General features: G+C 63.6%; 14 protein-coding genes. 5 read left to right on the top strand and 9 right to left on the bottom strand.

Going from position 1 to position 11,003, the window contains the following annotated elements:
- Positions 1–24 precede the first annotated feature (24 nt).
- Entirely contained in the window at positions 25–495 is a 471-nt protein-coding gene (locus KRZ98_RS14480) for a GreA/GreB family elongation factor (RefSeq protein WP_217674171.1), read from the top strand.
- 97 nt (positions 496–592) lie between these two features.
- Here the strand turns inward: KRZ98_RS14480 and KRZ98_RS14475 are convergent, their stop codons facing one another.
- The 3 genes from KRZ98_RS14475 to KRZ98_RS14465 all read right to left on the bottom strand — a co-directional run bounded on the left by KRZ98_RS14475 (position 593) and on the right by KRZ98_RS14465 (position 2,096).
- Positions 593–1,084, bottom strand: coding sequence for a Dps family protein (locus KRZ98_RS14475; RefSeq protein ID WP_217674170.1), 492 nt, complete (start codon positions 1,082–1,084; stop codon positions 593–595).
- Between the two features lie 102 nt (positions 1,085–1,186).
- Positions 1,187–1,753, bottom strand: a complete 567-nt coding sequence (locus KRZ98_RS14470; protein ID WP_217674169.1) for a TMEM165/GDT1 family protein — start codon at positions 1,751–1,753, stop codon at positions 1,187–1,189.
- A 13-nt stretch (positions 1,754–1,766) separates the two neighbouring features.
- Positions 1,767–2,096, bottom strand: a complete 330-nt coding sequence (locus KRZ98_RS14465; protein ID WP_217674168.1) for a hypothetical protein — start codon at positions 2,094–2,096, stop codon at positions 1,767–1,769.
- A gap of 198 nt (positions 2,097–2,294) precedes the next feature.
- Between KRZ98_RS14465 and rpmG the strand changes: the two genes are divergently transcribed.
- The gene (gene rpmG / locus KRZ98_RS14460; protein WP_006959016.1) at positions 2,295–2,462 is read left to right on the top strand and encodes a 50S ribosomal protein L33; all 168 of its coding nucleotides are present in this window, start codon (positions 2,295–2,297) and stop codon (positions 2,460–2,462) included.
- A gap of 4 nt (positions 2,463–2,466) precedes the next feature.
- On the opposite strand, the gene KRZ98_RS14455 is transcribed toward rpmG, so the two are convergent.
- Genes KRZ98_RS14455 through phhA form a run of 6 tightly spaced genes read right to left on the bottom strand, consistent with a single transcriptional unit; the run spans position 2,467 to position 7,798 of the window.
- Positions 2,467–2,634: a hypothetical protein gene (locus KRZ98_RS14455; protein ID WP_217674167.1), complete on the bottom strand. Its 168-nt coding sequence runs from the start codon at positions 2,632–2,634 to the stop codon at positions 2,467–2,469.
- Between the two features lie 21 nt (positions 2,635–2,655).
- On the bottom strand, positions 2,656–3,282 hold the full coding sequence (maiA, locus tag KRZ98_RS14450) for a maleylacetoacetate isomerase (RefSeq protein WP_217674166.1): 627 nt from the start codon (positions 3,280–3,282) through the stop codon (positions 2,656–2,658).
- Between the two features lie 9 nt (positions 3,283–3,291).
- Positions 3,292–4,593 carry a fumarylacetoacetase gene (gene fahA / locus KRZ98_RS14445; protein WP_217674165.1) on the bottom strand — a complete coding sequence of 434 codons (1,302 nt, stop codon included), beginning with the start codon at positions 4,591–4,593 and terminating at the stop codon, positions 3,292–3,294.
- Positions 4,590–5,861 carry a homogentisate 1,2-dioxygenase gene (gene hmgA, locus KRZ98_RS14440; RefSeq protein ID WP_217674164.1) on the bottom strand — a complete coding sequence of 424 codons (1,272 nt, stop codon included), beginning with the start codon at positions 5,859–5,861 and terminating at the stop codon, positions 4,590–4,592. The genes fahA and hmgA overlap by 4 nt, the downstream gene beginning before the upstream one ends.
- A gap of 27 nt (positions 5,862–5,888) precedes the next feature.
- Positions 5,889–6,929 carry a 4-hydroxyphenylpyruvate dioxygenase gene (gene hppD, locus KRZ98_RS14435; protein ID WP_217674163.1) on the bottom strand — a complete coding sequence of 347 codons (1,041 nt, stop codon included), beginning with the start codon at positions 6,927–6,929 and terminating at the stop codon, positions 5,889–5,891.
- Positions 6,926–7,798 (bottom strand): phenylalanine 4-monooxygenase, encoded by an 873-nt coding sequence (gene phhA / locus KRZ98_RS14430; protein ID WP_217674162.1) that lies wholly within the window; start codon positions 7,796–7,798, stop codon positions 6,926–6,928. The genes hppD and phhA overlap by 4 nt, the downstream gene beginning before the upstream one ends.
- 94 nt (positions 7,799–7,892) lie before the next feature.
- Here phhA and KRZ98_RS14425 point away from each other — a divergent pair, with 94 nt between their 5' ends.
- The 3 genes from KRZ98_RS14425 to rpoN all read left to right on the top strand — a co-directional run bounded on the left by KRZ98_RS14425 (position 7,893) and on the right by rpoN (position 10,864).
- Positions 7,893–8,369 (top strand): Lrp/AsnC family transcriptional regulator, encoded by a 477-nt coding sequence (locus KRZ98_RS14425; RefSeq protein ID WP_217674161.1) that lies wholly within the window; start codon positions 7,893–7,895, stop codon positions 8,367–8,369.
- Positions 8,370–8,503: 134 nt separating this feature from the next.
- On the top strand, positions 8,504–9,292 hold the full coding sequence (lptB, locus tag KRZ98_RS14420) for an LPS export ABC transporter ATP-binding protein (protein WP_217674160.1): 789 nt from the start codon (positions 8,504–8,506) through the stop codon (positions 9,290–9,292).
- Between the two features lie 45 nt (positions 9,293–9,337).
- A complete protein-coding gene (gene rpoN / locus KRZ98_RS14415; RefSeq protein ID WP_217674401.1) occupies positions 9,338–10,864 on the top strand; it encodes an RNA polymerase factor sigma-54 in 1,527 nt (508 codons plus the stop codon).
- Positions 10,865–11,003 lie beyond the last annotated feature (139 nt).

Genomic DNA, 11,003 nt, shown 5'->3' with positions numbered 1-11,003 from the left:
GATATTTGTTTTTGGGAGATTGCCATGAGTGTCGCCTTTCGTCGCGAGGGCGATGATGAGCATATGGAGCCCAAGTTCGAGCTGCCGATTCCGGCGGGGCCGAACTGGGTGACGGCGCGGGGCTTGCGGCTGACGCGGGAGAAGGTCGCGGCGCTGGAGGCGGTCGACCTGAGCGGCATGGCCGAGGAGGATGCCAAGAAGCACAGCCGCGTGCTGCGCTACTGGCGGACGCGGCTGGCGACGGCGGATTTGCGACCGGTCGCGGCGGGGGATGTCGTGGCGTTCGGCTGCCGGGTGACATACCGGCTCAACGGGCGGGACAAGACGATTGCGATCGTGGGCGACGACGAGGCTGACCCGGCGGACGGGCGGATCAGCTTTTCCGCCCCGCTGGCGCGCGCGATGATGGATGCGGCGGTGGGCGAAATGGTCGATTTTGCCGGGAGGCCGGATGCGGTGGAGATAATGGCTATCGCGTTGATCGACGAACAATAGTCATGGCGTACCCCGGCGAAGGCCGGGGTCCAGTTCTTCGCTCCGGACTGGACCCCGGCCTTCGCCGGGGAACAACTGCGTGTAATGCGCGGCGGTCTTAAGCGCCCCGGCCAGCCTCGAACAGGAACCAGGCGCGCTGTTCGGCCTGGTCGGTCCAGTCGTCGACAATGCCTTCGGTAGCGTTATCACCCGCCTCTGTCGCGGCAGCCTTGACCGCGCGGAAGGATTCGACCAGCGCCAGATTGTCGTTGCGCAATTCCATCAGCATGTCGGCGGGGCTGACGAATTCGGCGTCATTGTCCTTGAGGCTCTGATGGCGGGAAATGTCGCCGATCGAGCGCAGCGTGACATTGCCGGTCTTGCGCACGCGCTCGGCAATCAGGTCCGTGGTGGCGAGGATTTCGGCGGCCTGTTCATCGAACATCAGATGATAGTCGCGGAAATGCGGGCCGGACACATGCCAGTGGAAATTCTTGGTCTTGAGATAGAGCGCATAGCTGTCAGCCAGCACACCGTTGAGCGCCTGCGCCACGGACTTGGTGGCGTTGCTTTTAAGGTCAGTGGGGGTCTTGAGATCGGCGGCGGTCATTGATGTCCTCCTGGGCAGTGCAATATTGGTTTCGGACATATAATGATCGACGGCGCATAAGGTGCCACCGAAAAACGCGATCAGCCTGATGAAAGAAAGCGATCAGAAAAGCGCCAGCGCCGACAAGGCCATGACACTTCCCGCTATCAGCAGCAGCACGCCGCCGCCCAGCCGGATCGCGCGGGTGGGCAGGGCCGCGAAGATGCGGTCACGCAGCAGCACGACCGGCACGGACGCCGCGATCACGCCGATCGCGCCGCCGACCGCCGCCAGCACCGGATTGCCGCTATGGGTGGTGATCCCCAAGACCAGAAATTGCGGGCCATCGCCAAAGCCCAGGATGAAGAGACCCAGCATCGTGGTAAGGAACGCGCCGGTCGGCCAGCCCGCCAGCGGATCGGGCGCTGTGACTGGCCAGAACATACCGATCCCCAGAAACAGGACGGAGAGCGAGAGGAACAGAAGGCGGGCGTCAGCGCCCAGCATCGGGCCGATCCACGCGCCTGCCGTGGCGGAAATGGCGGCGTTGGCGATGGCGGCGACGACGATGCCCGCAATCACAGCACCGTTGCGCTGATAGCGGGTTGCCAGCGCTAGGACTAGCAGCTGGCTCTTATCACCGATTTCGCCGAGCAGGCAGCCGAGCAGGGCAAGCAGCAGGGCGTCCATCGGCGGCGCTGGTTCAGGCGTGCAGGGTGGGACGTGCGGCGGCAGCCGGGCGGTGCGCGATGATCGGCACGATGTCGGCCACGGGCATGTCGCTGGTGATCGCGTCGCGCATCAGGTCGAGATAGGACAGCACCACCGGGCCAAGGCCATGGAGCGAGAGCGCCGATTCGAGCGTCCCGGCCAGTCCTTCGACGTCATCCAAGTGAAAGGCGCGGGCGATATGGCGAATCTGGTCGACTTCATCATGCAGCCGGGCGACCGACAAATGACCGCGCTGGCCCGCCAGCCCGTCGACCCGTCGCATCAGGTCGGCCAATATCGCCAGCTTTGGATCATGTCGCATGGGAAAGCCCCTTCGCTGTCCTGTCGTCCCATTGGCATGATGCGCCTGTCTGGTTAAGACCGGGTAAACCGGCCAAGGTCGGCGCGCCAACCTTGACAGCGACGCGAATCTGCCCCATGGGCCACCGCTGAAACGGGGCGGTCCTGACATTTGGCGGGCCGCTCTTACTTTTTTATATTCACGTCCGGGGATAAGGCCATGGCCAAGCCAGCAACTGTCAAGATTCGCCTCGTCAGCACCGCTGACACCGGCTTCTTCTACGTCACCAAGAAGAACCCGCGCACCAAGACCGAGAAGCTGAGCTTCAGCAAATATGACCCGGTCGTGCGCAAGCATGTCGAATTCAAGGAAGCCAAGATCAAGTAAGCCGCTACGGGGTTTTCGCCCCGCGCGCTTGATCGGTTTTCAGATAGCCAAAAGGCTCGTTCCAGTGGTGGAACGGGCCTTTTGCTGTTGGTTGGATTATCCAAGCCGGGATGATGATGACCTGCAAATCGCCTTCCAAATCCCCTGACCACTTGAACGATGCATTGATCATGCATCCCACAATAGTCGTCCCCTATTCCGCGTCGGGCTGATTTTCCGGCGCAGCGCGGGTGAAGGCGGGGAGTGCAAGGCAGGCCGCTTCGATCGACGGGATACGGCCATAGTCGAAGCGCGCGCCGAAGCGGCGGGCGTTGACCAGTTGGGGCACGAGGCAGATGTCGGCCAGCGTCACCTGATCGCCGAAACAATAGGGGCCGCTCTGTCCCGCGATCAGCGCCGCGCAGGCGGCCAGCCCATCCTCGATCGTCTCCCGCGCCCAGCCCGTCACCTGCGCTTCGTCCAGCCCCAGCGCACGCAATCGCCGCAATATCTTCAGATTCTGTACCGGGTGAATGTCGCACGCGATGGCGAGCGCAAAGCCGCGCACCTGCGCCCGTGTGACCGGATCGGCGGGCAGCAGTGGCGGTGCGGGATAGGCCTCATCGAGATAGTCGCAAATGGCGATGCTCTGGGTCAGCACCGCACCGTCGACCTCCAGCGCGGGGACCAGTCCCTGCGGATTGAGCGCGAGATAGGCGGGCGCGCGCTGTTCCTTTCGCAGCAAATGGTGGAAGGCGTCCGTATAGGCCAGCCCCTTGAGGTTCAGCGCGATCCGCACGCGATAGGCAGCGCTGGAGCGATAATAGCCGTGCAGGATCATGCCGTCCTCCTATCCTCGCGCCGGCAGGACCTGCGCCCGGCAATCGCCAAAGCCTATGGACACAAACCCATCCGCCCGCGCAACCGCCCGCAACGTCATTTCATCGCCATCGGCCAGAAAAGCGCGCGTCTCGCCGGTCGGCAGGGTCAGCGGCTCCTTGCCGCCCGCTGACAGTTCCATCAGGCTGCCAAAACCCTCCCGCAGCGGCGCGGAAATCGTGCCGGTGCCCAGCAGATCGCCCGGCATCAGGTTGCAGCCATTGGACGCATGGTGGGTCACGATCTGCTGCACCGTCCAATACATGTTGCTGGCCGGACCATGGCTGAGCCGCATCGGCGCCATCCCCTCCGCGCGCATCGTGGCGCTCGTCAGATAGACCGCCAGCGTCAGCCCCAGCGCGCCATGCGCCTGATCGTCGGCATCGGCCAGATAGGGCAAGGGCGCGGGATCGCCGTCGGGCCGCGCGGGCTGGGCGATGCGGAACGGGGCCATGGCTTCGGCGGTGACGACCCAGGGCGAGATGGTGGAATGGAAATTCTTGGCCAGGAACGGCCCAAGCGGCTGATATTCCCACGCCTGAAAATCGCGCGCCGACCAGTCGTTGAGCAGGCAGAAGCCGGCAATATGATCAGCCGCGTCGTGAATCCCTATCGGGCTGCCCAGATCATTGCCCGGACCGACCCACACGCCCAGTTCCAGCTCATAATCCAGCCGCGCAGTGGGACCATAGACCGGCATATCCGCATCGGGTGCCTTGCGCTGGCCGCAGGGCCGCACCAGCGCTTCGCCCGACGGGCGGATCGAGGAGGCGCGGCCATGATAGCCGATCGGCACATATTTATAATTGGGCAGCAACGGATTGTCCGGGCGGAACTGGCGACCGATATTATTGGCGTGATGGATGCCGACATAGAAGTCGCTATAATCACCGATCTGCGCGGGCAGATGCAACGCGCACTCGCGCGCGACATGGAGATGCGGCTTGACCGTCGCCTGCATCGCGGGATCGGAGAGCAAAGCGCTGATCGCGCGGCGCAGACTGCGGCGAGTCTCGCCCGACAACGCCATTAGCGCGTTGAGCGTGGGATGCGACAGCACCGCGTCTTGCGCAATCAACCCTGCCTTCACGCACGCTGCCAGATCGAGGATCATGTCGCCGATCGCAACCCCGATCCGCTGTTCCGCCCCGGCGGGCGAAAAGACGCCATAGGGCAGGTTCTGGATCGGAAAATCGCCATGCCCCTGCGCGCTCTCGACCCAGCTGGTCCGCGCCGGATCATGCGTCTCATCGGTGGTCCACCAGCGCGTCATGGCAGGCGCGCCTTGGGAAAGCCCTGCCAGCAGGCGTCATAATCAGCCTGCAAAAGGGGTGTTTCCATCGCCCAGCGGGTCGGGCGGAACGGCATACGGCTCTCGATCATGAACGCCATCGTGTCTTTTATCCTTTGGGGCGACAGGGCAGCTTCCACCGCCTTGCGCCAGCTATCGACGTCCGGGCCATGGCCCGACATGCTGTTGTGCAGACTGCCGCCGCCCGGCGCGAAACCGTCCGCCTTGGCATCATATTGGCCGTGGATCAGGCCCATATATTCGCTCATCACATTGCGATGAAACCAGGGCGGACGGAACGTATCCTCCGCCACCATCCAGCGCGGCGGAAAGATCACGAAATCGACATTGGCAGTGCCCGGCATGTCGCTGGGGCTGGTCAGCACAGTGAAGATGGACGGATCGGGATGGTCATAACTGACCGTGCCGATCGTGTTGAAGCGGGTCAGGTCATAGCGACAGGGCGTCAGATTGCCGTGCCAGGCAACGACATCGAACGGGCTGTGATCCTGCTGCGTCACCCAGAGCGTGCCGCCATATTTTTGCAAGATCTGGGTAGGTCGCTCGACATCCTCGAACGCAGCGACGGGTGCCTCGAAATCGCGGGCATTGGCCAGGCCATTGGAGCCGATCGGTCCCAATTCAGGTAGGCGAAACAGCGCGCCGTAATTTTCGCAGACATAGCCCCGCGCCGCGCCGTCCGGCAGTTCGACACGAAAGCGCACCCCGCGCGGGATCAGCGCGACCTGCAAGGGTGCGACGTCCAGCACACCCATTTCGGTAACGATGCGCAGGCGCCCCTGCTGCGGCAGAATCAGCATCTCGCCATCGGCGCTGAAAAAGGCGCGATCCACCATCGACGCACTGGCCGCATAAAGATGCACAGCGCAGCCCGTCCCTACGCTTATGTCGCCATTGGACGCGACCGTGATCAGGCCATCGACGAAATCCACCCCTGCCCCAGCGGCTGGCAGCGGATTCCAGCGCAGCCGGTTGGGCGTATCGACCTGCCCCGACGCGATCAGCGTTTCGCGCGCATGGGGCCGTAACGGCGAATGCCCGGCGCTCGGCCGCATCCGGTAGAGCCAGCTGCGCCGATTGTCGTGACGCGGCGCGGTGAAGGCGGTGCCGGACAGTTGCTCGGCATAGAGGCCGAACGGCACCTGCTGCGGCGAATTGCGCCCGACGGGTAACGCCCCGACCACCGCCTCGCTCGCATGATGATTGCCCCAGCCGGGGAGGTAATGCATGTCAATCCTCTCCTCGCGTCTCTTATGTCAGGCGTCGACGCTCACCACCCCGCGCCGTATCTGGTCCAGTTCGATACTCTCGAACAAGGCCTGGAAATTGCCGTTGCCAAAGCCTTCATTGCCCTTGCGCTGGATAATCTCGAAAAAGATCGGCCCGAACATCGGCTCGGTAAAGATTTGCAGCAACAGCCCTTCGCTTTCCACATCGCCGTCGATCAGGATGCGGTTGGTTCGCAGCCGTTCCAGATCCTCGCCATGGCCCGGCACGCGCTTGTCGACCAGTTCATAATAAGTCTCGATCGTGTCCTGCAACCGCACGCCGCGCGCGCGCAGCTTTTCGACCGTCGCGTAAATATCGTCAGTGGTCAGCGCCAGATGCTGGATACCCTCGCCATGATAGTCGCGGATGAATTCCTCGATCTGGCTATTGTCATCCTTGCTTTCGTTGAGCGGGATGCGGATCGCCTTGTCCGGCGCGATCATCGCCTGGCTGGTCAGGCCCGTCGCCTTGCCCTCGATATCAAAGAATTTCTGTTCCTCGAACCCGAACAGGGTGCGGTAAAATTCGCTCCACACCCGCATCTGCCCGCGCCGGACATTATGGGTCAGATGGTCGAGCAGGTCGAGGCCGACATTGTTGCGCGCCTCGGCCTCACGCCAGCCGGGAAATTCGGCCCAATTGGCATAGGGGTCGCCCTGGTCCGGCATGAAATAGAGGTAAGCGCCGCCAATCCCCATGATAACGGTGTCGTCCTCCTCGGTCGGCTGCGCGCCATTGGCCAGCGCCCATTGCAGCGCGCCCTGCGGATTGGCGACGCGGAACGCCATGGCGCTGGCCGAGGGGCCATGCACGCCGCGAAACGCCGCGACCCGGCCCGCATCGTCGCGGTTGAGCATCAGATTGATCCGCCCCTGCTTGTAGCGGGTGATATTCTTGGTCGGGTGCCGGTGGGTCGCGGTAAAGCCCAGCGCCTCGAACTGCGCGGCCATCGCCTGCGGCTCTGGCGAGGTGAATTCGACAAATTCAAAACCGTTCAGGCCCAGGGGATTGTCGGCGCTGGCAGTCATATCGGCTCCTCTTGCATTTTCTTATGGGCATAGGCCTGCGTCCCGCGGGTAAAGACGCGGTCGCCGGGCAGGATGGTGTCGGTGTCGAGATCGCTCTGCTGATCCAGCGCGGCGTAGAGCGGCGCGAAATCGGTCTCGACCGTCTGGCGCAGCAGCTGGTCGAAACTGTCGATAACGAAATAGCTCTGCTGGAAATCGTCAATCTTGTAGCGGGTCCGCATCAGCCGCTGGAGATCGAAACCCAGCCGGTTGGGCGAGGGATCTTCCAGCGCGAAATGCGATTCGGCGTTGGACGACACGATCCCCGCGCCATAGAGGCGCAGGCCTTCATCCGTGGCGATCAGCCCGAACTCGACCGTGTACCAGTAGAGCCGCGCCAGCTTCTCGATCGCGCCAAGCCCGTCGGCGCGCAGCCCGCCCTGGCCATAGGCCTGCATATAATCGGCGAACACCGGATTGGCGAGCAGCGGGACATGGCCGAATATGTCGTGAAACACGTCCGGCTCCTGCAGATAATCTTCTTGGTTTGGCGTGCGGATGAAGCGCCCGGCGGGGAAACGGCGATTGGCCAGATGATCGAAAAATACCCGGTCCGGCACCAGCCCCGGCACCGCCACCACCTGCCACCCCGTCGCCGCCATCAGCCGTTCCGACAGCGCGTCGAAGCGCGGGATGCCCGGCTGGTCCATCCGCAATATGTCCAGCCCGGCGATGAATTCCGGCACCACCCGCCCCGGCAGCATATGCGCCTGCCGGTCGAACAACCGGTCCCACATCGCATGATCGGCCGCGCTGTAGCGGTCCCAGTCCTGCGGGACGGTCCAGTCCTCCGCAGCGTGCGCGGGACGATGGGGCGGGGTTTCGGCCATAGCCACAGCATCGCAAATAGGGCGCGAAATTGCTTTTCAAAATGGCCGATTATTCGGCTATAGCTGTAACCAAATTTCCCGAAATGGCGATTATATGACGAAATTTGTCGAACTCGATGCCCTCGATCGCCGCATCGTTACAGAGTTGCAGCGCGACGCCGCGCTCAGCAATGCGGACCTCGCCGAACGGGTCGGCAGCACCGGCCCGTCCTGCTGGCGCAGGGTGAAGGCGCTGGAGGAGGCAGGCGTGCTGCGCGGCGCGGTGCGGCTGGCCGATCCGCAACTGCTGGGACAGGATGTCACCATCTTCTGCCATGTGCGGATGAAGGATTTTTCAGGCGACTCGATCGCCGCGTTCGAAACGTTCGTGCGTGACCATGATCAGGTGATGGAATGCTATTCCATGTCGGGCGAATGGGATTATCTGATGCGCGTCGTCGCCTCCAACGTCGCGGATTATGAGCATTTCCTGATGCGCACCCTGCTCAAACATCCTTCGGTCGCGGGCGCATCGTCGCAATTTGCCCTGTCGGTCACCAAATATCAGACGGCGCTCCCCGTGCGCGGCTAGGCGCGTCGAAGCCCCCGCCCGGCATTTTCCCCCTTGCCCCGGCGGCATTCCCATGCACAAAGAATGCCAACTGCCCCATGGGCGGGTCAATTTTTACCGGCGGTCAACCCCTTGGCTGCAAATATGGACGAGCCATGCACGACGTCACCACCCAGGACCGGCCCGCCGCCGACCACCGCCCGCTGGCCCCGCAGGAGCTGGGCGACGGCCTGTCGGTCATCTCGATCGCCAAAAGCTATGACAAGCGGGTCGTCCTGTCCGACGTATCGCTGACCGTGGGCAAGGGCGAAGTGGTCGGCCTGCTCGGCCCCAATGGCGCGGGCAAGACGACCTGCTTCTATTCCGTCATGGGGCTCGTCCGCCCCGATCGCGGGCGCATCATATTGGACGGGCAGGATATTACCGGCCTGCCCATGTATCGCCGCGCCATATTGGGCCTGGGCTATCTGCCGCAGGAAACGTCCATCTTCCGCGGCCTCACCGTGGCGCAGAATATCAGCGCGGTGCTGGAACTGGCCGAGCCGGACCGCGCCGCGCGCGACGCGCGGTTGGAACAGCTGCTCGAAGAATTTGGCCTCACCCGCCTGCGCGATTCGGCCGCCATGGCGCTGTCGGGCGGCGAACGACGCCGCTGCGAAATCGCCCGCGCGCTGGCCGCCAATCCCTCGATCGTACTGCTGGACGAACCGTTCGCGGGCATCGACCCGCTCTCCATCGCCGACATTCGCGATCTGGTGAAGGACCTTAAAAACCGGGGCATCGGCGTCCTCATCACCGACCATAATGTGCGCGAAACGCTTGAAATCGTCGATCGCGCCTGCATCATCTATGGCGGCCAGATGCTTTTTGCGGGCAGCCCGACCGAACTGGTCGCCAATGCCGATGTGCGCCGCCTCTATCTGGGCGAGAATTTCTCGCTCTGACATGATGGTGGCGCGCGCTCACTGTCCTGAATGGACCTTATTCTGATGGCGCTCGGTCCACGCCTCGACATACGGCAGAGCCAGTCGCTGGTGATGACGCCGCAGCTCCAGCAGGCGATCAAGCTGCTGGCGCTCTCCAATCTGGAGATAGAGGCGTTCGTCGCGGGTGAGCTGGAAAAGAACCCGCTGCTCGACAGCGGCAGCACGCCTGACGACCTGCCCCTGCCAGACGGTATCGACCGCGATGTCGATCGCCCGACCCTTTCGGCGGAAACCGGGTCCAGCGACGACCTGATCGGGCAAGGGCTGGGGGCCAGCGATTCCCCGCTCGACGTCGATTATGGCGCGGAAACCTTCATCGACGATGGCCCCGGCGATCGCATGGCCAACGCCCATGGCACGGGTAGCGGTTCTGGCAGCGGCATGGACGCGCTGTCGGGCGGCAGCGGCGAAGCGCTCGATTTTGACAGTTTCGCCAACCCCGAACCCAGCCTTCAGGAACATCTGATGGATCAGGCCCGCGCCGCCCTGTCCGGCATGGACCTGGTCGTCGCGGGTCAGCTGATCGGCCAGATCGACCCGGCGGGCTATCTTGAGGCCAATCTGCTCGAAACCGCCCATGCGCTCGGCCTGCCGCTTTGCGATGTCGAACGGGTGTTGGGCGTCATCCACACATTCGACCCCACCGGGGTTGGCGCGCGGTCGCTGTCCGAATGTCTTGCCCTGCAGGCCAAGGAGGCCGACCGCCACGATCCCTGCATGGCCCGGCTGCTCGCCAATCTCGACCTGCTGGCGCGCGGTGCGCTGCCCCAGTTGCGCCGTATCTGCGGCGTGGATGAGGAGGATATGGCCGACATGATCCGCGAGCTGCGCGGCTATGATCCCAAGCCCGGCCTGCGCTTTTCCAGTGATCGCGCCGCGCCGGTCACCCCCGACCTGTTCGTGCGGCCCACCGCCGACGGCTGGGCGATCGAGATCAACAGCGCCACCCTGCCCCGCGTCCTCATCAACCGCAGCTACTATGTCGAACTGGCGTCGGGCAAGCAGGACAAGAGCGCCAAGGCCTGGCTCGCCGACTGCCTCGCCAGCGCCAACTGGCTGGTGAAAGCGCTCGACCAGCGGCAGAAAACGATCATCAAGGTCGCCAGCGAAGTCGTGCGCCAACAGGAGGATTTCTTCCGCAAGGGCGTCGCACATTTGAAGCCGCTGACCCTGCGCACCGTCGCCGACGCCATTGCCATGCATGAATCCACTGTCAGCCGGGTGACGTCGAACAAATATCTTTCCTGCCCGCGCGGCCAGTTCGAGCTCAAATATTTCTTCACCAGCGGCGTCTCGAACGCGGAAGGCGACGGCGCGGTGTCCGCCGAAGCGGTCAAGAGCCACATCAAGACGCTGATCATGGCCGAAGAGCCCCACGCCATCCTGTCCGATGATACCCTCGTCGACCTGCTCCGCGCCAAGGGCATGGACATCGCCCGGCGTACGGTCGCGAAATATCGCGAGGCGATGGGGATCGGATCGTCCGTGCAACGGCGGCGGCAGAAGGCGTTGCAGGGGAAGGCGGCTTAGGCGGGAAGGCAAAAACGGAGCTTCCACCTGTCCTACAGACCCTCACCCCTGCTATAGCCGCCGCGGCTCCTTCCCATCGTCCGCCCTTCCCAACCCGCACCAGCGGACGACCGACTTTGCGCCCATTCTTCATGCGCGA

It is taken from the genome of Sphingobium sp. AS12, assembly GCF_019097845.1.
Taxonomy (GTDB): Bacteria; Pseudomonadota; Alphaproteobacteria; order Sphingomonadales; family Sphingomonadaceae; genus Sphingobium.
Note: the sequence above shows the minus strand (reverse complement) of the source record. Positions and strands in the feature narration are given on the sequence as shown.

Excerpts from the sequence above, each read along its gene's own strand:
- KRZ98_RS14480 (WP_217674171.1), top strand. The coding sequence starts at position 25 with ATGAGTGTCGCCTTTCGTCGCGAGGGCGATGATGAGCATATGGAGCCC.
- KRZ98_RS14475 (WP_217674170.1), bottom strand. The coding sequence starts at position 1,084 with ATGACCGCCGCCGATCTCAAGACCCCCACTGACCTTAAAAGCAACGCC.
- KRZ98_RS14470 (WP_217674169.1), bottom strand. The coding sequence starts at position 1,753 with ATGGACGCCCTGCTGCTTGCCCTGCTCGGCTGCCTGCTCGGCGAAATC.
- KRZ98_RS14465 (WP_217674168.1), bottom strand. The coding sequence starts at position 2,096 with ATGCGACATGATCCAAAGCTGGCGATATTGGCCGACCTGATGCGACGG.
- rpmG (WP_006959016.1), top strand. The coding sequence starts at position 2,295 with ATGGCCAAGCCAGCAACTGTCAAGATTCGCCTCGTCAGCACCGCTGAC.
- KRZ98_RS14455 (WP_217674167.1), bottom strand. The coding sequence starts at position 2,634 with ATGATCAATGCATCGTTCAAGTGGTCAGGGGATTTGGAAGGCGATTTG.
- maiA (WP_217674166.1), bottom strand. The coding sequence starts at position 3,282 with ATGATCCTGCACGGCTATTATCGCTCCAGCGCTGCCTATCGCGTGCGG.
- fahA (WP_217674165.1), bottom strand. The coding sequence starts at position 4,593 with ATGACGCGCTGGTGGACCACCGATGAGACGCATGATCCGGCGCGGACC.
- hmgA (WP_217674164.1), bottom strand. The coding sequence starts at position 5,861 with ATGCATTACCTCCCCGGCTGGGGCAATCATCATGCGAGCGAGGCGGTG.
- hppD (WP_217674163.1), bottom strand. The coding sequence starts at position 6,929 with ATGACTGCCAGCGCCGACAATCCCCTGGGCCTGAACGGTTTTGAATTT.
- phhA (WP_217674162.1), bottom strand. The coding sequence starts at position 7,798 with ATGGCCGAAACCCCGCCCCATCGTCCCGCGCACGCTGCGGAGGACTGG.
- KRZ98_RS14425 (WP_217674161.1), top strand. The coding sequence starts at position 7,893 with ATGACGAAATTTGTCGAACTCGATGCCCTCGATCGCCGCATCGTTACA.
- lptB (WP_217674160.1), top strand. The coding sequence starts at position 8,504 with ATGCACGACGTCACCACCCAGGACCGGCCCGCCGCCGACCACCGCCCG.
- rpoN (WP_217674401.1), top strand. The coding sequence starts at position 9,338 with ATGGCGCTCGGTCCACGCCTCGACATACGGCAGAGCCAGTCGCTGGTG.